Consider the following 19,168-nt stretch of genomic DNA (forward strand, 5'->3'; position numbering starts at 1 on the left):
ACTTTCGTGGTATACTTAAGTTTCTGAAATATATACGAATAGGATGAGCAATCTATGGAAAATAAAGAGAAGTTAAATGTTGGTTTGATATTTGGGGGAAATTCTTCCGAACATGATGTTTCAAAGCGATCAGCACATAATATTTATGATGCAATGGATAAGGATCAATATAATGTTTCCTTGTTTTTAATCACTAAGAACGGAATTTTCTTGACTTCTGAAGCTTCTAAACGAGTATTTGATGGTGAACCAGAAGATAAAATAGTTGCCGAAGAATTACCAAAATTAGATATGAATAATCCGCTTGCACCAGTGATTAATATTGCTAAGAGTGATTCTATTGATGTTTTCTTCCCAATTGTTCATGGTAACTTAGGGGAAGACGGAACTATCCAAGGCTTATTACGTTTGCTAAATAAGCCATATGTTGGTAGTGCCGTTCTTGGATCAGCTATGGGCTTTGATAAAGATATCACTAAAAAAATGCTTACCCTTGCCGGCATTCGTAATACCCGTTACGAATTGTTGACGCCACAAACTGCAGAACGATTTACTTACGATGATTTAGCAGAAAAGTTAACACCAACTTTGTTTGTTAAACCAGCTAACCAAGGTTCTTCTATTGGTATTCATAAGGTTTCTTCTACTGCTGAATATATTAGTGCCCTAGAAGATGCTTTTCGTTATGATGATAAAGTATTGGTTGAAGAATCCATTAACGGTCCAGAAGAATTAGAAATTTCTATCTTGGGTAACTTCCATCCAATTGCTTCTGTAGTTGGAGCAATTAAGGTACCTGCTGAAGATGCCTTTTATACCTATGACAACAAATTTGTGGACGCTAGCCAAGTTAAGTTTGATATTCCTGTTGATATTCCCGAAGCTTTAGCTCAAGAAATCACTAAAATGGGATTAGATACTTTTAAGACATTAGGACTTAAAGGAATGGCCCGGATTGACTTCTTAGTATCAAACGACGGTGTTCCATATGTTGGTGAAGTTAACACATTACCAGGATTTACTAATATTAGTCTATATCCACAAATGTGGGAAAAATCAGGTATTTCATATACCGAACTAATTGATCGCTTAATTCAATTAGGAATTGATGAATTCGATCATCAAGCTAAAATTTTACATGATTTTAAACCATTAGACCCTAAAGATCAAGATTTATAATATGTTAAGATTGAGGTAATTAACCTCAATCTTTTTTATTTTGAGGAGAAGTTGGAGAGCATATGAACGTAGAAAGAAAAAATAGTTTAATATGGTTAAGTTTGGTGTTTATTGGTCTTTTAAGTAGTCAATATTATGTATTAATCAATAACAAATATCACTTAACATGGTGGGGGTTAATGTTAATTGGTACCGGGCTGATAATAGCTTTGAAGCAAATATTTGAAATTTATCATAAGCAGCTAAGTTCCATAATGATTATTATCTATTGGTTGCTAGCAATTATATCTTGGACTGGGTTTAATATTGCTGGTGCTTTACCAGTGATGTTAATTCATCTACCTGTCAACGCGGTCATGATTACATTTATGAACGAACACTTTAAGTTAATCATTTGTGGCAGCATTATGCTATTAGTTGTGGTATTAGGTCTTCTGGCGTGGCTTTTAGCCCAAGTTCAAATTATTAGTTATCAGCAGGCTCTTATTAGGTTGCTAAAATATTATTTTGGTCTGTTAATTAGTGAGACGATATTAGTACTGATTAGTGCACTGGTGGGTTGGTCATTGAATGATTTAGTATTCATTAAGGCCTTAAATATACTATTAATTGTTGGTTTAACTGGCATGCAACTACTGTTTTTAACCAAAGTATGGCAATTGCCGATTCAGGTAACTCCAATTCAATTCGTAGGCACATTAATAGTTATTAGTATTGGTGGGTATATGGCATGGGGAATAACTACTTGGCAGTTAAATAATCAAAATAAGCAAGAAATTATTGCCCATCGAGGTATATATAATGCTAAGCAACAACCTAATTCTATTAAGGCCTTAAAACAAACAGCTTTAAAAAAATTTGATTATGTAGAAATGGATGTTAGAGAAACCAAAGATCATCAGTTCATTGTTGTTCATGATGATGTGCTGGGACAAAAACCGATTGAAGATCAATCATTAAAGCAATTGCAACTACAGCATCGAATTATAAAATTTACTGATTATTTAAAGGTAGCTAATGAACAAGGACAAAAATTAATGATTGAATTAAAACCTGGTAAATTAAATCAAGTTGGTCGGTTATTTGTTCAGCGATATAAAAATGAATTATTGAAAAATAAAAGCGTAATTGAATCTATGAATCCGGACTACGTAAAGCAAGTAAAATATGGTTTAAATGATATTTCTGCTGGTATTATCATGACCGTTAATATTGGTGATTTAACTAAATTTACAACTGATTTTTATTCAGTTCAATATTTTGGCACGACATTACCATTTTTGGCCCAAGCAAAAAGAACTCAAAGACCAGTTTACGTTTGGACTGCAAAACGTAAATTAACAATGGCCATTTTAAATTCATCAGCTATTGCTGGACAAATCAGTGATTATGGTGGCCAAAACCGTTATCTTACAAAAGATTATCGTCTTAATCGAGTAGCTTTATTAATTAATACCGGAATAAATTATCTTTGAAATCCGTAATTACTATTTAGAGGTGATTGAATATGACAAGGTGTCAATGGGCGGAAAGAAGTCCAGCATTACTTTATTATCATGATACTTGTTGGGGAATTCCGGTATTTGATGAAAAGAAATTATTTCAAGTTCTTAGTTTAGAAGTTTTTCAGGCAGGTTTATCTTGGGAGACCGTTTTAAAGTTTGAGCCGGCATTAACTAAAATTATGTTACTAGATGATTATCCTAAGTTAGCTCAGGTAAGTCAGTCAACAGTGAAGAACTGGTTACGAGATGACAGAATTATCCGGAATGCGGCTAAAGTGCAAGCAGTTATTAATAATGCGAAGCAATTACAAAATAGTCAGCAAAATTTATTTGAAATTACCTGGAAACCGACTAATCGAACTGTTATCGATCATTTTATTGATGAACCTATCTTAAGTAGTGATTACTATGATTTTGTTATACCGTATGTACAAGCATTAAAAAAGATAGGTTTTAAAAGAATGGGCCCCGTTACCGTTTATAGTTATTTACAAGCAGTTGGTGTGGTTAATGATCATTTCATTTATTGTGATTATAAATATAACTGAATTTAAATATAAAAAATAGTTGACATGGGCAACTTTATCACGTAGTCTTAACATTACAAGCTTAAGAAACCGGTTTCATTAGCTTTGGGGGAAATAACTATAACGGAGACCAATGCATGAAGATAACTGGTAACAAGATTAGAAGAACTCGCTTGAAAAAGGGTATGTCTCAAAGTGAACTCGCCAAAGGCGCGTGTACTCAAGCTACCATTAGTTTGATTGAAAATTCTAACCATTGTTCTAATATTAAAATAATGGAAAAAATTTGTTCTAAATTAAATTTAGAGTTAGATGAAGTTGTGGATCTAAAAAGTCATGGTGAGCGTAGTTTGATTGAGGTTGAAGATTACATTCATAACAAAGAATGGCAACAGGCATTGGATCGATTAAAGAAAATAAATATTTTGAACCTAGAAAGTAGAAAAATGAAAGGTTGGTATGATCTTTGTGTCGCCACTGCTGATTTTGGTCTGTCTAAGGATGCGGATGATGCTATTTATACATTTAACACGATTTTAAATGGTGATTTTTTTGATGAATTGGATTATCGTCGGACATTAACGATGATTGGCTTGGGGATGGCCTATAGTCAAAAAAATCAAATAAAACGAGCTCAAACATTTTTTGAATTGGCGTTTGACCAATTAAAAGCGATTATGGAACTTAAAAAATATGATGTTAAAAAAGTAACAGATACATATATTTTGTTAGTTTTAGAAGTTTTCTCCATAGAAAACTTTGAGTTAACTAAAACAGTAGCCGACCATTGTATTAATAAACTGATTGATAATGATAAAACTAAGGCTATTTGTTTAATGTATTTATTCTATGGATTTTCAGCAACTAAAATTGGAGATTTTAATATAGGAATTCAAAGCTTCTTTCGCGCTTCAGAATTACAAAAAAAGGGTAGTTTTGATTTGAATATTTTGAAAGATCAAAAATTAGATTATAAGAACATTTTTGGGAACGTTTTGGCCAAAATGGATGAGTTTACTTGTGAAACAGTAGAAACTTTTTCCAAAAATGATCCTTTTTAACAAGAAATTTTGCCATTATTAATTTCATAAAATGAAAATAAAAGCACAGCCATGACGGCTGTGCTTTTTGGTTAATTAAATTTATTTGTTAGGATCTTTAGCAGGTTCATTATCTAAGTTAGTTCTAACCACTAATACATCACATGGTGCGATACGAGTTACGTATTCAGTAACAGAGCCAATTAATAATCGTTCGACGGCATTTAAACCGGTGGCGCCAATAATGATTAGATCAATTTTGAGATTGATTGGTAAATCTTTGGCGATAACAGACTTAGGAGCACCATATTCAATCGAGTAATCAATATCTTCCAACCCGGCAGCATGAGCTTCTTGAACATAGTTTTCAAGAGTCTCCTTAGCAGTATCACTAACTTGTTCAACCATTGAAGTATCGAAGCTAGAAATATTTTGATAGGCTCTGGTATCAATAACGTGGACTAAGTGTAGTGAGGCATGGTTCCGAATCGCAATGGCTGTAGCTTTTTTAAAGGCCAATTCTGATTCATAAGATCCATCGACTGGTACTAAAATTTGTTTATAATTCTGTAACATAGTACTCACCCCTATAGTATTTGTTTTCTCCATTATAAGTTACTTTTGATGAAAAACAAAATTTTACGTTCTTTATTTAATTTTTAACTGATTAAAGATTATAAATTGAATGATTGTTACTGAAACCATCGCTAAGATTAAAGAAATAATGATGAAAATTGAATTTTGACTGATTAAGGCAATGATTTCTAAAATGCCAATAATTAAACATAAAATACCACCGTAAAACATGATGTTGTGTAAAGTGGGGTTTTCTTTAGGATTCATGGTCATGAAAATATTATTGCGATGCGTCAGCAAATATCCACCAATGAAGAGGGTAATGATAATAAAAATACAAACTAAAATGTTAATTAGCACGTTGATTCTCCTTAATTATTTTTTTGTTGAGCTTGTCTTAATTTTAGATATTGATTACCTAAAGCAGTTTCGTATTTACCATTATTCTTTGGAAAATAATATTGATCGTGTTTAATTTTATTTGGTAAGTATTGTTGCTGAACCCAATCATTAGGAAAGTCATGAGGATATTGATAGGTGATGCCGCGCCCTAATTCTTTGGCACCTTTATAATGAGCGTCTTTTAATGATAGTGGAATATCACCATAATTTCCTTTTTTAATAACAGTTAAGGCATTATCAATGGCACTAATTCCCGAATTAGATTTGGGGCTTAAACATAGTTCGATAATTGTATCAGCTAAAGGGATGCGAGCCTCCGGCAATCCCAAATTTTTAGCTGCATCTACTGCAGCAACAGTGCGTTGGCAGGCCGCTGGATTAGCTAAACCAACATCTTCATACGCAATAACTAATAACCGTCTCATTAGACTAATTAAATCGCCGCCTTCAATTAAGCGAGCCGCATAATGTAAAGCAGCATCAGTATCAGAGCCACGAATTGATTTTTGCAAAGCTGAAATAACATCGTAATGGGCGTCGCCATTTTTGTCTTGATTTAATGATTTGCGTTGTAAGCACTCTTCAACGATAGGGAGATCAATTTTTATTACATTATTACTTGGTTCAGTTGATTTAACCGCTAATTCTAAGGCATTTAACGAGGACCGTAAATCGCCGTTAGTGGCACTACTCAAAAAATCTAGAGCATTATCTGCTAGTTGAACATTATATTCACCTAATCCCTTATTTTTATCAGTTAATGCTCGATTAATTGCGTCAGCGATATCAGCTGAAGAAAGGGGATATACTTCAAAAATTTGGGTTCTGCTACGAATGGCGGGGTTAATACTGATGTAAGGATTTTCAGTAGTGGCACCGATTAAAATAATTGAGCCATTTTCTAGTAATGGTAATAAGAAATCTTGTTTAGTTTTATCTAAGCGATGAATTTCATCTAGTAACAAAACTACGGTGCCGCTCATTTTGGCTTCTTCGGCCACAATTTGTAGATCTTTTTTACTGTCAGTTGCTGCGTTTAGAGTTCTAAAAGCATATTTAGAAGAGCCAGCAATGGCACTAGCGATACTAGTTTTACCGGTTCCTGGTGGTCCATATAAAATCATGGATGAGAGTAGCTTTGCTTTAACCATTCGGTTAATGATTTTACCCGGTCCAACCAGATGTTGCTGACCGACTATCTCTTCAATTTTGGTTGGTCGCATTCTAAATGCTAATGGTTGCTGCACTAAAACACCTCCTTAGTTTGCTAATTGATAGCTTAATTATATCATTTTCAAAATACAAAAAAAGCGCTTTGCTAAAAAGCAAAACGCTTTGTAAACCTTGAAATTAAAGCTTGTTGTAGTATTCAACGATTAATGATTCGTCGATATCTGCTTCAAGTTCATCACGTTCTGGTAAACGAACAAGTGAACCTTCAAGCTTATCAGCATCAAAGTTAACGTATTGAGGACGACCAACAACAGCATCAACGGCATCCTTAATTACTTGCATATCTTTTGATTTGTCACGAACGCTGATAACTTGGCCAATTTTCACTTCGTATGAAGGAATATCAACACGTTTGCCATCAACAGTGATGTGACCATGGTTTACTAATTGACGAGCTTGACGACGAGTAGTAGCCAAACCTAAACGGTAAACCACATTGTCCAAACGACGTTCCAAAAGAATCATAAAGTTAACACCAAGTTTACCTTGACGAATCTTACCGGCACGAACGAAAGTGTTTGAGAATTGGCGTTCAGTCAAACCGTACATGAAACGTAACTTTTGCTTTTCGCGAAGTTGCATACCATATTCAGAAAGCTTTGAACGACGACCTTGACCATGTTCACCTGGTGCATAAGGGCGACGAGCCAATTCTTTACCAGTACCGGTTAAAGAAATACCTAAACGACGTGAAAGACGCCAACTTGGACCTGTATATCTTGACATAAATAAATTCCTCCAATATTTTGTTGGAGTAAAATAATCCAATGTAAGTTTAGTATTCGTGCATGTTGCTTTGCAATGTTCGCTCAAGCAGCCGTTGAGTTACTAATTGAACCTTTAAACAGGCAACAACATGTTGACGAGCTTACCGCTTACTGCTGCATTATTTTACACATAGAGCATTGTATTAGTATTTAGCAACATTGTCAATAGAATCAAGAAAGACCTCGGCTAATTCTTCAACTAAAGCTAAATCTGTTACTGAAAAACGATCAAGCAAAGGAGAGTCAATGTCGATTACTCCAAATGGTTGACCATTGAGATAAAGAGGTACTACCAATTCTGAATTACTGGCAGCATCGCATGCAATATGTCCGGGAAATTGGTGTACATTAGCCACCAGTTGAGATTTATTTTGCTTTAATGCGGTACCACAAACACCGTCACCATTTTTAATGTGCATGCAAGCTACTTTACCTTGAAAGGGACCTAAGATTAATTCGTCCTTATCTTTTTGATAGCGATAAAAGCCAACCCAGTTTGTGTCTGTTAATGCATCCTTAATTAAAGCACTAGTATTGGCCATGTTTGCGATCACGTCATTTTCACCAGTCAATAGTGCTGACAATTGCTTGCTCAATAAATTATTAAGTTTCTTCATATATCTGGTCACTCCCTTAAATTTGGTACGAAGAATACGGTTTCCTATGATATAATGCTTTTTAGATACTGCTAAAGAGAAAATATGATATTCATACATAATAGTTGCTTTCATTAGTAACTTTCAAGAAAAACTTTTGATTGAAGGATGGGAATCAAGGATGCTAACTTTTTTAATAATTATAGTTGCAGTTTGTTTACTAGGATTTTTAGGCTTTTTTATTTATCAACGTCAATTAGGAAAAAAGGTCACTCAATCCTATGAAGATAAGAAAAAATTATTTTCCATCCCTTTAGATGAAGAGTTCGAGCTGTCGCAAAAACTTAACTTAACGGGGGAATCACAGAAACGATATGAACAACTATTAGATGACTATCGTGATATTCGTGAAGAAGAAATCCCACATATTGATAAACAAATTCAAAAAGTACAAGAAGATACTAAGGGCATTAATTTTATTAAAACTAACCAAGATCGAACTGAGTTAAAAAAGGCCATCAGTTCAGTCGATAGTCGCATTAAAAATATTCAAGCGGAATTAGTTTCTTTGCAAGATTTAAACAAACAACACAGTTTGGCTACTGATGAATTAAACGATCGCTATGGGCAATTAAGACAGCAATTATTAAAACAAAACGAAGAACTAGGCGATAGCTTAGATGCTTTAGAAAAAATGTTAGCTGGAATTGAAGCGAAGTTTGATGATTTTAATAATTTATCTAAACAAGGTGACCATGACAGCGCTGAAACAGTTTTGGCTGAATTAAATGAAGATACAAAACAGCTAGAAACTTATATGGAAGTTATCCCAGGACTTTACAATGAACTAAAAACGGTTTTTCCACAACAGGTGAGCGAATTAAAAAAGGCTTATCAATCATTTACGCAACGGGGTTTTAATTTTCCTAATGATAAATTTGATAGTAATATTTCGCACGTTGAAACTCAAATCAAACAAAATCATGATAATATCAAAACCCTAAAAATAGATGTAGCGACTGAAGTTAATGGTGATATTTCCAGACGAATCGATCGAATGTATCAGGTATTTGAAAACGCAATGGCTGATAAACAGGATGTTGATAAGAATACTAAGGTAATTGATAAATATTTAGATCATTTGAAAAAACAAAACGTTGATTTATCAAGACGCTTAGAACGGTTGAATATCGATTACGTATTAGATCATCAAGAAATCGAAAATAACCGGCAGTATACTGAACAAATCAGATCCCTAGGAACAGAAGTAATCCGTCAAAAAGAATCCGTACAACGGGGAGAAGCGGTTTATAGCCAAGTCAAAGTACAACAAAAACAAATTTTAAAAAATTTAGAGCAAATTGAAAACTTACAATTGGATTTGTATGAACGGGTAAAAGGTTTTCCAGAAGAAGAGCGGTTAGCCAATCAAGCTTTAAAAGAATTTGACGTTGAAATGCGAAATAAGAAACGACGAATTCATAATTTGAATTTACCAGGAACTCCTAAGGACTACACGGCACTTTTTAATGATGTGGTTAAAGAAATCGAACGGATGAATCAGGCCATGACATCACCTAAAGTAGATATTGAAGAAGTTTCAAAGCAACAGGTAATGATTCAATCCGATATGGATACCTTAGAGGAAGCTACCGATCAATTAATTGATGAGGCATTATTAGCGGAACAAAGTATGCAATATGCCAATCGATACATTAATATCGATAGTGCAGTGGCGACGGCTCGTCGGGATGCATATGAAGCGTTTAATAACTATGATTATGCCCGGAGCCTAGCAATCATTTCTACTGCGCTAGAAACAGTTCAAAAAGGGTCGTATCAAAAAATCGAACAAGATTATTTTACTAATAAGGAAACACAAGCTAAAATAAAATCCACTGATGATCCTAGTCCTAAAGCCGATGATTAAAAGCATCGGCTTTTTATTTTGTTAGAATTGGTGTATTATTCTACTTTGATATAGTTATTGGAGTCGAACCAATAATTTAAAAAGAGGTTGCTAAAATGATTTATTTTGATAATAGTGCTACTACTCAGGCATTACCTGAAGTGGTGGATACTTACGCTAAGGTAAGCCAATCGATTTGGGGCAATCCCTCAAGTTTGCATAATTTTGGTGGACAAGCCTTTAATTTATTAGAACAATCGCGTAAACAAATTGCCGAACTAGTTGGGGTTAATCCCGATGAAATTTATTTTACTAGTGGTGGTACTGAAGGCGATAATTGGGTGATTAAAGGCACCGCATTCGAAAAACAAGAATATGGCAAGCATTTGATTACAACGGCCGTGGAACATCCAGCGGTTCATAATTCCATGGAACAACTGAAAAAATTAGGATTTGACGTTACCTACTTACCAGTTGATGATAATGGTCAAATTTCCATTGCTGATTTAAAGGAAGCTATTCGTCCAGATACTATCTTAGTATCCGTAATGGCAGTCAATAATGAAATCGGTACTATTGAACCATTAAAAGAAGTAGCGGAATTATTGAAGCAATATCCTAAAATTCATTTTCATATTGATGCAGTCCAAGGAATTGGTAAAGGGATAATGGACAGTATTTTTAATGATCGAGTAGATTTTGTTACTTTTTCTGGTCATAAATTTCATGCACCAAGAGGAATTGGCTTTATGTATGGTCGACGGGGACGTCGGTTAACACCATTATTGGCTGGTGGCGGGCAAGAAAAAAATCAAAGAAGTGGAACTGAAAATGTACCAGCCATTGCGGCAATGGCCAAGGCGCTTAGATTGCTATTAAGTAATGAGCAGGCCACAAACGATAATGAACGCAAAGTACGGCAAATTATTGGAGAGCATGTAAGCCAGTTTGATAAAGTGGTGATGTTTTCTAAAAACACTGATAACTTCGCTCCACATATTTTATGTTTTGCCGTTAAGGGAGTCCGAGGTGAAACTATTGTGCATGCATTTGAAGAATATAGTATTTACATTTCTACTACTAGCGCTTGTTCTTCTAAAAAACACCTTGCTTCCAGTACGTTAGCTGCTATGGACGTTCCTAGTGATATTTCTACGAGTGCTATTCGGGTTTCATTAGGAGATCAAAATACAGTAGCTGAAGCAAAACGGTTTAATGAAGTGTTTGATAAGTTATATACGGAATTTGACAAGTTAAGTTAAGGAGTTTTTATGCAATATTCAGAAATCATGGTTCGCTATGGCGAACTATCAACTAAAGGTAAAAACCGAAAAGACTTTATTCGCCAATTGGGACGAAATACTAAGGCGGTATTAAAAGATTTTCCAATGGTTGAAGTTAAAGCACAACGCGATCGGATGCACGTTGATTTAAATGGTGCTGACGATAAAGTAGTAATGAACCGCTTGAAAGATGTCTTTGGTATTGAGAATTTTTCACCATCGATTCAAGTGGAAAAGGATATGCCAACCATTTCTGAAATGGTTGTGGCCATGATCAAAGAACAATTTAGGCCAGGGATGACTTTCAAAATTACCACTAAACGGCAAGATAAAAACTTTGAATTTAATACTAATCAAATTAATAATATGTTGGGTGATTATGTTTTAGATAATGTTCCTGGAATTACAGTTTCAGTTCATAATCCAGACATCGAAATGCGGGTCGAAGTTCGCTTGAATGGGGTCTTTTTATCGTCAGAAACCATTCATGGAGCCGGTGGACTTCCAGTTGGTACTGGTGGTCGAGCAACTATGATGCTTTCTGGGGGAATTGATTCACCGGTGGCTGCTTATATGGCTATGAAACGGGGCGTTAAAATTGATATGATTCATTTTTATAGTCCACCATATACCAGTGAACAAGCTTTAGCCAAAGCCAAAGAACTGACAGCTAAATTAACTAAATTCGGTGGCAGCATCCAATTTATTCAAGTGCCGTTTACTGAAGCCCAAGAAACCATTAAAGAGCAGATTCCAGAGGGTTACTTGATGACCATTCAAAGACGAATGATGTTACGAATTGCCGCTGAAATCACAAAACGACGGCACTGCACAGGGATTTTTAACGGTGAAGCATTAGGTCAAGTGGCTTCCCAAACTTTGGAAAGTATGATGGCTATTAACGATGTGACTAATATGCCGGTATTACGACCACTAATTTCAATGGATAAAACAGATATTATTAAAATTGCTGAAAAAATTGATACTTATGATTTATCTATTTTGCCATATGAGGATTGCTGTACTATTTTTACACCACCTTCGCCCAAAACGCGGCCTAGCCTAGAAAAGTCAAGACTTTTTGAAGGAAATATCGATGTGGATGATTTAGTAGAAAAATCTATTGCGAGAATGAAAATTACTGATATTCATCCCGGTGATGAATTTATGAATACTGATGTAGAAGCGTTCGCAGAACTATTATAAAAATAAAGATTACTTATTTGCTTAACTGATTAAATTAGGATATTGTATGGTTAAGAATAGCCAAAGGAGTGATCTTGGATGCAAATTACAATTGATGGAAAACAAGAATCCCTATACGGCAATCCGCCTGAAGTAGGGGATCAATTACCAAAGTTCAAATTGGAATCGGATAAACATGAATGGGTTAAAACAGCTGATATTATTGGTAGAATCACTGTTTTAACTACAGTTCCTGATATCAATACGCCCACTTGCAATATCGAAACTAAGCGGTTTAATCAAGAAGCAGATAGGTATCCTGATGCCCGTTTTATTACTGTTTCAAATAATACTGTTGATCAACAACGGAATTGGTGTGCCGCTGAAGGTGTTGCTAACTTGCAATTACTTTCTGATGAAGAGTTATCATTAGGATATGCCATGAAGGTTTATTTACCAAACGATGGTGAATTGGCTCGAACAATTTTTATTATTGATCAAACGGGTAAAATTGTTTATCGAGAAATTGTTGCTGATTTAAGTGATGAACCCGATTATGCCAAAGCTTTAGCTGCTTTAAATAAAATTGCTCAACGACGTGTTGACGATTAATTATTTATTAGATAAGATAGTAAGGTAATGAAGCGTTGATCAAGAGGATTAGATGGTCTTTTCTAGCTAAAGAGAAAAAACATTTGCTGAAAGTTTTTCTAGAAAAACATTGAAGGTTGCTTGAGAGCTTTTAGGCCTATTTGGGCCAATATGAATAAAATATTAAGTGGAGTTTAATAACTCAATTTAGGTGGTACCGCGAGCATTCGTCCTATTAGTTTAGGAGGAATGCTTTTTATTTTTGAAAGGGAAGTGACTAATTTGACTAAAGAAATTGAAATGTCAACTAAGTACAACCCAACTGACGTTGAAAAAGGACAATATCAACAATGGTTGGATGAAGGATTATTTAAACCCAGTGGTGATAAAAAAGCTAAACCGTATTCAATTGTATTACCCCCACCAAATGTTACTGGTAAGCTACATTTAGGACATGCTTGGGACACGACGTTACAAGATATGATTATTCGACAAAAAAGAATGCAAGGATTTGATACTCTTTGGGTTCCCGGAATGGATCATGCAGGAATTGCTACTCAAGCCAAAGTAGAAGCTCGTTTACGTGAACAAGGAATTTCTCGTTATGATTTAGGACGCGAAAAGTTTGTAGATACAGTTTGGGAATGGAAGGACGAATACGCTCGTACCATTCACGCTCAATGGGCCAAGATGGGACTTTCATTAGATTATGGTCATGAACGTTTTACCTTAGACGAAGGACTATCAAAAGCAGTCACTAAGGTTTTTGTGGATATGTATAACAAGGGTCTAATTTATCGTGGTGAATATATTATTAATTGGGATCCACAAGCTAGAACTGCTTTATCAGATATTGAAGTGATTCATAAAGATGATCAAGGTGCTTTTTATCACGTTAAATATCCGTTTGCTGATAAGGATGTTGCCTATAATGGCCAACACTATATTGAAATTGCCACTACGCGACCAGAAACCATGATGGGAGACGTGGCTGTGGCCGTACATCCTAGTGATGAACGATATAAAGAATTAGTTGGTAAGGAAGTAATTGTGCCACTAGTTAATCGCGCAGTACCAATCATTGCTGATCAATACGTTGATCCGGAATTTGGAACCGGGATGGTTAAAATTACACCGGCTCATGATCCTAACGATTTTCAAGTAGGTAATCGTCATAATTTGGAAAGAATTAATACAATGAATGATGATGCTACTATGAACGAAAAAGCCGGTAAGTATAACGGAATGGATAGATTTGAAGCACGAAAGGCCATTGTTAAAGATCTTCAAGATCAAGACCTCATGATTAAAATTGATCCAGTCGTTCATTCAGTTGGTCATTCTGAACGAACTGGAGTTCAAGTAGAATCACGTCTTTCAACTCAATGGTTTGTTAAGATGAAGCCACTAGCCGATATGGCTTTAAAAAATCAAGAAACTGATGATAAAGTAAACTTTGTTCCAGAACGATTTGAAGGTACCTTTGATCACTGGATGGAAAATATTCATGATTGGGTAATTTCACGGCAATTATGGTGGGGACACCAAATCCCGGCTTGGTACAATAAACAAACGGGAGAAACCTATGTTGGTGAGAAAGCACCGGCAGATATTGAAAACTGGGAACAAGATCCAGATGTTTTAGATACCTGGTTCTCATCAGCATTATGGCCATTTTCAACAATGGGTTGGCCAGACGTAGAGTCACAAGATTATAAGCGTTATTTCCCAACTAACACTTTAGTAACTGGTTACGATATTATTTTCTTCTGGGTTTCTCGGATGATTTTCCAAAGTTTAAACTTTACTGGTGAACGACCATTTAAAGATGTTTTATTGCATGGGCTAATTCGCGATGAACAAGGTCGTAAGATGTCTAAATCATTGGGTAATGGAATTGATCCAATGGATGTCATTGAAAAATATGGTGCTGATGCTTTGCGTTGGTTCTTATCAACTGGTACAACTCCGGGTCAAGATCTTCGTTTTAGTTACGATAAAATGGATGCAGCATGGAATTTTATTAATAAAATTTGGAATGCTAGTCGTTACGTCATCATGAATTTAGATGGCATTGATAAACCAGAATTACCTGCAAAATCAGAATGGCAATTGTCTGACAAATGGATTTTGGGTCGTTTAAACGAAACAGTTAACCACGTTACTCGTGAATTTGATAAGTATAACTTTGGTGAAGCTGGTCGAGCTCTTTATGATTTCATTTGGAATGATTTCTGTGATTGGTATATCGAAATGAGTAAGGCTACTTTAACTGGTGATAATGAACAACAAAAGCGTAATACTCAAAACGTGTTAGCATATGTATTAGATCAAACTCTGAGATTATTACACCCAATTATGCCGTTTGTTACTGAAAAAGTTTGGTTAAGTATGCCTCATGTTGGTAAATCACTGGTGGTGGCAGATTATCCGGTAGATCATCCAGAATTTAATGATGATGTGGCTCAAAAGGATATGAAAACTTTAATTGAATTGATTAAAGCCGTGCGAAATATTCGTTCTGAAGCTAATGCGCCAATGTCATCACCAATTAATTTATTGGTTCAAACTGATAGTGACAGTGTGGTTACTGTTTTAAATGAAAATCGAGATTATGTTGATCGATTCTGTCATACTGAAAAAATTGAAATTGGTAATGATTTAACTATTCCTACTTTGTCATTATCCAGTGTTATTAGTGACGCTACAATTTACATTCCATTGGAAGAATTAGTTAATTTAGATGATGAAATGAAACGACTTGATAAAGAAGCTAAGAAGTATGAAAGTGAAGTAACTCGCGCTAAAAAGAAATTAGGCAATCCTAAGTTTGTCGATAATGCTCCTGAGTCAGTGGTTACTGAACAACAAAATAAATTAGCCGATTATGAAGCTAAATTAAGTGCTACTAATGAGCGATTGGCTGAGATTAAAGCACAACGTTCATAATCTGCACACAAAAAGCTGTACGATTACTCATCGTACAGCTTTTTTAGGAGGAAATTAATAATGATTGAAACCTATGAAGCCGCAGTAAGTTATATTCATAATCGTGGTCAATTTAAAAAAATTCCCACATTACAACGAATGCAAAAATTATTGGCATTACTTGATAGCCCACAGGATAAAATCAATGCAATTCATGTGGCTGGTACCAATGGAAAGGGATCAACGGTAGCATATTTACGTAATTTATTTCAAGCAGAAGGAAAAACGGTGGGCACGTTTACGTCACCCTTTTTAATCACTTTTAACGAACGAATTAGTGTTAACGGTAATCCTATTAGTGATGCAACTATCTTGGAATTAGTTAATCAAGTTAAACCTAAGGCGGACCATTTGGATGCCACTTTAGCTGAAGGTGGCCCGACTGAATTTGAAATCATAACCGCAATGATGTTCGTTTATTTTGCTCAAAATCCTGTTGATGTTGTTTTGATCGAAGTTGGTTTGGGCGGTTTATGGGATTCTACTAATGTTGTCAAACCTCAAGTATCAGTGATTACTACAATTGGTTATGATCACATGAGAATTTTAGGTAATACTTTGAGTGAAATAGCACAACAAAAGGCAGGAATTATTAAACAAACAGTTCCAGTAGTGATTGGCAATGTTTCTGATGCAGCTGCCTTAAAAGTTATTTTAAATACAGCCAACAAAAACCACGCTGACTCATTGATATTTAATCGAGATTTCAAAGTGGAAAATATTAAGCAATTTAATTGGGAAGAACACTTCAATTATTGTAGTGAACAATTAAACATAAATGATTTAAGTACTACTTTATTGGGTGATTATCAAGCACAAAATGCAGCCACAGCCATAACCGCTTATTTAGTTTATAAGCAACTAGCCCATGAATTGATTAATACTTCCATAATTAAACAAGGTATTTTGCAAACGACGTGGCCGGGGAGATTTGAACGAATTCATAATAATCCCACAGTGGTGATTGACGGTGCTCATAATGTACCGGCCGTTACTGAATTGGTTACTACTTTAAAAAAACAGTTTAATCACCAAAAATTTAGAATCGTATTTGCAGCATTAGCTGATAAGCAATATCAAAAAATGATAGAGCTGCTTTTAACGGTTCCTGATGTTGAGATTTATTTAACTACCTTTGGGACACCACATAATCGACAAAATGCTGATATGTCAAAATTAATAGATTTGACCCACCCGCAAGTTCGCTTTATTCAGAATTGGTCGGCTGCTTTAAAAACGGCAATGAATCATTCTAAAAACGGAGATTTAGTGTTAGTAACGGGATCACTTTATTTTATTTCGGATGTTAGACGTGCAGTAGTTAAATAATACCTTAAATAGCAGGGACTTTTCGGTTGTTCTATTTATTTATCGCGTCATTATGATATACTTGTTTCGTTAAACTAATAAAAATCAGATTAAAAAATGTTGTTATTAATGTGTTTAAGAAGGGATGAATACTTTGTTCGGACTAGGGACTAAAAATATTGGGATTGACTTAGGGACGGCCAATACCATTGTCTATGTTGATGGGAAGGGAATTGTTCTTCGTGAACCATCAGTTGTAGCCAAAAATACAAAAACCGGAGCAGTAATTGCCGTTGGTACAGAAGCACGAGATATGATTGGTAGAACTCCAGAAAGTATCGAAGCAGTTAGACCTATGAAAGATGGGGTTATTGCTGATTATGATACCACTGTGTCAATGATGAAATATTTCATTGAAAAAGCGATTGGGCACGGTAATGGTAAACCATACGTTATGGTTTGTGTACCAACCGGGATTACTGCCGTAGAAAAACGGGCAGTTATTGATGCTACTAGAGTGGCTGGAGCCAGAGATGCATATGTTATTGAAGAACCTTTTGCTGCTGCTGTAGGTGCTGGACTACCTGTTATGGATCCAACTGGAAGTATGGTGGTTGATATTGGTGGTGGAACTACCGATGTTGCTACAATTTCTTTAGGTGGCATTGTTTCTAGTCGTTCAGTACGAATGGCTGGTGACAAGTTAAATGAATCTATTGCTCAGTACGTTCGGCAACATTATAACTTGTTAATTGGTGAACGAACATCAGAACAGTTAAAGTGGGATATTGGCTCTGCTTCAAAGGAAGCTGCCAAAGAACTTGAATCAGTATCTGTACGTGGACGTGATTTAGTATCAGGACTTCCAACGACAGTTGAGGTTACTGCTGAAGATGTCAATAACGCTATCAGCGAAGGGGTTGCTGAAATTATTGCAACCGTTAAGGATACGCTAGAAGAAACCTCGCCTGAAATTGCCGCTGACGTAATTGATCATGGTATTGTGTTAACTGGTGGTGGTGCTTTGTTACGCAACTTAGCTGAAGTTATTTCTGATGCTACTCAAGTACCAGCGTCAATTGCTGCTGAACCAATGGATTGTGTAGCAATCGGTACTGGTGAATCATTAAAGAGTATTGAGGTAATGAAGAAGAAGCAACGATAAGCTTCTTTTTCGTTTGCAAAAATTTTGATTATTTATGGATGGAGGCAACCATGCAAAAATTTTTCTCAAACCGAAAACTAGTAATTGTTATTGTTTGCTTGATTATTAGCGGTGGGTTGATGGGTGTATCAGTTGCCATTAGAGATAAAAGTAATACTCCACCAGTAATCCAACAAGCCGGCAATGATATTGTCGGCTTTGCTGATAGAGCAGTGGCGATGCCAATGAATGGGGTTCGACATGGTTTTGTTTCTATTAAAAATTTACTGAACACATATGAAGAAAATGAACGGCTTAAATCAAAAGTTAATGATTTAACCCAAACCAAAGTTAAGGATGAAACCTTGACTCGTGAAAACAAGCAATTAAAACGTCAATTAAAAGTTGGTAAAACGCTTACTAGCTACAGTAAGATTAATGCAGCCGTTATTACACGTTCACCATCTTCTTGGAATAGCCAAGTAGTAATTAACAAAGGTGAAAATGCCGGTATTAAAAAGAATATGCCGGTGATTGCTGGCAAAGGGTTAATCGGTACTATTTCAGAAGTTAATAAGACTAATAGTAAAGTGGTGTTAGTATCTAATACTGCGCAAAACTCTAATCGTTTTGCTGTTCAAATTGTTAGTTCATCAAACAAAGTGGTTAATGGTATTATTTCATCGTATGATGCTTCAAAAAATGAGATTACGATGGGTAATATTACTTCAAAAGCTAAAATTAAAAAAGGCGATAGGGTTGCTACTAGTGGTTTAGGTGGCGTTATGCCTAAGGGAATTTATGTTGGACAAGTTTCTAAGGTAAGTGCTGATGACTATGGCTTGGCTAAAAAAGTTTATATTAAACCAGCAGCTAACCTGAATGACATTGAAATTGTATCGGTTGCTGTTAGAGACACGGGGGTGAATTAGCCT

17 protein-coding genes and 1 other annotated feature are annotated in these 19,168 nt (G+C 35.4%); of the genes, 12 read left to right on the forward strand and 5 right to left on the reverse strand.

The genetic code is table 11. From position 1 onward, the window contains the following. The first annotated feature begins 54 nt into the window (after positions 1-54). From HII32_RS05890 to HII32_RS05905, 4 genes are all read left to right on the forward strand, one after another. Positions 55-1,179 (forward strand): D-alanine--D-alanine ligase family protein, encoded by a 1,125-nt coding sequence (locus HII32_RS05890; RefSeq protein WP_172189291.1) that lies wholly within the window; start codon positions 55-57, stop codon positions 1,177-1,179. 254 nt (positions 1,180-1,433) lie between these two features. Next, positions 1,434-2,654 (forward strand): glycerophosphodiester phosphodiesterase family protein, encoded by a 1,221-nt coding sequence (locus tag HII32_RS05895; protein WP_172189293.1) that lies wholly within the window; start codon positions 1,434-1,436, stop codon positions 2,652-2,654. Positions 2,655-2,686: 32 nt separating this feature from the next. After that, the gene (locus tag HII32_RS05900) at positions 2,687-3,232 is read left to right on the forward strand and encodes a DNA-3-methyladenine glycosylase I (RefSeq protein ID WP_172189295.1); all 546 of its coding nucleotides are present in this window, start codon (positions 2,687-2,689) and stop codon (positions 3,230-3,232) included. 116 nt (positions 3,233-3,348) lie between these two features. Then, positions 3,349-4,272 (forward strand): helix-turn-helix transcriptional regulator, encoded by a 924-nt coding sequence (locus HII32_RS05905; protein ID WP_172189297.1) that lies wholly within the window; start codon positions 3,349-3,351, stop codon positions 4,270-4,272. A gap of 81 nt (positions 4,273-4,353) precedes the next feature. Here HII32_RS05905 and HII32_RS05910 read toward each other — a convergent pair whose 3' ends face one another. The 5 genes from HII32_RS05910 to HII32_RS05930 all read right to left on the reverse strand — a co-directional run bounded on the left by HII32_RS05910 (position 4,354) and on the right by HII32_RS05930 (position 7,846). Further along, a complete protein-coding gene (locus tag HII32_RS05910; RefSeq protein WP_172189299.1) occupies positions 4,354-4,827 on the reverse strand; it encodes a universal stress protein in 474 nt (157 codons plus the stop codon). A 72-nt stretch (positions 4,828-4,899) separates the two neighbouring features. Next, entirely contained in the window at positions 4,900-5,187 is a 288-nt protein-coding gene (locus tag HII32_RS05915) for a hypothetical protein (RefSeq protein WP_172189301.1), read from the reverse strand. An 11-nt stretch (positions 5,188-5,198) separates the two neighbouring features. Continuing rightward, entirely contained in the window at positions 5,199-6,476 is a 1,278-nt protein-coding gene (locus HII32_RS05920; RefSeq protein WP_172189303.1) for an AAA family ATPase, read from the reverse strand. A 103-nt stretch (positions 6,477-6,579) separates the two neighbouring features. After that, a complete protein-coding gene (gene rpsD, locus HII32_RS05925; protein ID WP_172189305.1) occupies positions 6,580-7,188 on the reverse strand; it encodes a 30S ribosomal protein S4 in 609 nt (202 codons plus the stop codon). Between the two features lie 184 nt (positions 7,189-7,372). Continuing rightward, on the reverse strand, positions 7,373-7,846 hold the full coding sequence (locus tag HII32_RS05930) for a GAF domain-containing protein (protein ID WP_172189307.1): 474 nt from the start codon (positions 7,844-7,846) through the stop codon (positions 7,373-7,375). A 160-nt stretch (positions 7,847-8,006) separates the two neighbouring features. Between HII32_RS05930 and HII32_RS05935 the strand changes: the two genes are divergently transcribed. From HII32_RS05935 to mreC, 8 genes are all read left to right on the forward strand, one after another. Next, positions 8,007-9,755 carry a septation ring formation regulator EzrA gene (locus tag HII32_RS05935; protein ID WP_172189309.1) on the forward strand — a complete coding sequence of 583 codons (1,749 nt, stop codon included), beginning with the start codon at positions 8,007-8,009 and terminating at the stop codon, positions 9,753-9,755. A 95-nt stretch (positions 9,756-9,850) separates the two neighbouring features. Continuing rightward, positions 9,851-10,996 (forward strand): cysteine desulfurase family protein, encoded by a 1,146-nt coding sequence (locus tag HII32_RS05940; protein ID WP_172189311.1) that lies wholly within the window; start codon positions 9,851-9,853, stop codon positions 10,994-10,996. A 9-nt stretch (positions 10,997-11,005) separates the two neighbouring features. Beyond that, the gene (gene thiI / locus HII32_RS05945) at positions 11,006-12,223 is read left to right on the forward strand and encodes a tRNA uracil 4-sulfurtransferase ThiI (RefSeq protein WP_172189313.1); all 1,218 of its coding nucleotides are present in this window, start codon (positions 11,006-11,008) and stop codon (positions 12,221-12,223) included. A 78-nt stretch (positions 12,224-12,301) separates the two neighbouring features. Beyond that, complete coding sequence (locus HII32_RS05950) at positions 12,302-12,814, forward strand: thiol peroxidase (RefSeq protein ID WP_172189315.1); 513 nt, start codon at positions 12,302-12,304, stop codon at positions 12,812-12,814. Positions 12,815-12,840: 26 nt separating this feature from the next. Further along, positions 12,841-13,031, forward strand: a binding site (T-box leader). Between the two features lie 62 nt (positions 13,032-13,093). Continuing rightward, positions 13,094-15,742, forward strand: coding sequence for a valine--tRNA ligase (locus tag HII32_RS05955; protein WP_425483283.1), 2,649 nt, complete (start codon positions 13,094-13,096; stop codon positions 15,740-15,742). Positions 15,743-15,802: 60 nt separating this feature from the next. Continuing rightward, entirely contained in the window at positions 15,803-17,110 is a 1,308-nt protein-coding gene (locus HII32_RS05960) for a bifunctional folylpolyglutamate synthase/dihydrofolate synthase (RefSeq protein ID WP_172189319.1), read from the forward strand. Positions 17,111-17,243: 133 nt separating this feature from the next. After that, positions 17,244-18,254: a rod shape-determining protein gene (locus tag HII32_RS05965; RefSeq protein ID WP_281355393.1), complete on the forward strand. Its 1,011-nt coding sequence runs from the start codon at positions 17,244-17,246 to the stop codon at positions 18,252-18,254. A gap of 50 nt (positions 18,255-18,304) precedes the next feature. Next, on the forward strand, positions 18,305-19,165 hold the full coding sequence (gene mreC / locus HII32_RS05970; protein WP_172189323.1) for a rod shape-determining protein MreC: 861 nt from the start codon (positions 18,305-18,307) through the stop codon (positions 19,163-19,165). The last annotated feature ends 3 nt before the right edge of the window (positions 19,166-19,168 follow it).

This window comes from Lentilactobacillus kribbianus (assembly GCF_013184075.1).
Classification (GTDB): Bacteria; Bacillota; Bacilli; order Lactobacillales; family Lactobacillaceae; genus Lentilactobacillus; species Lentilactobacillus kribbianus.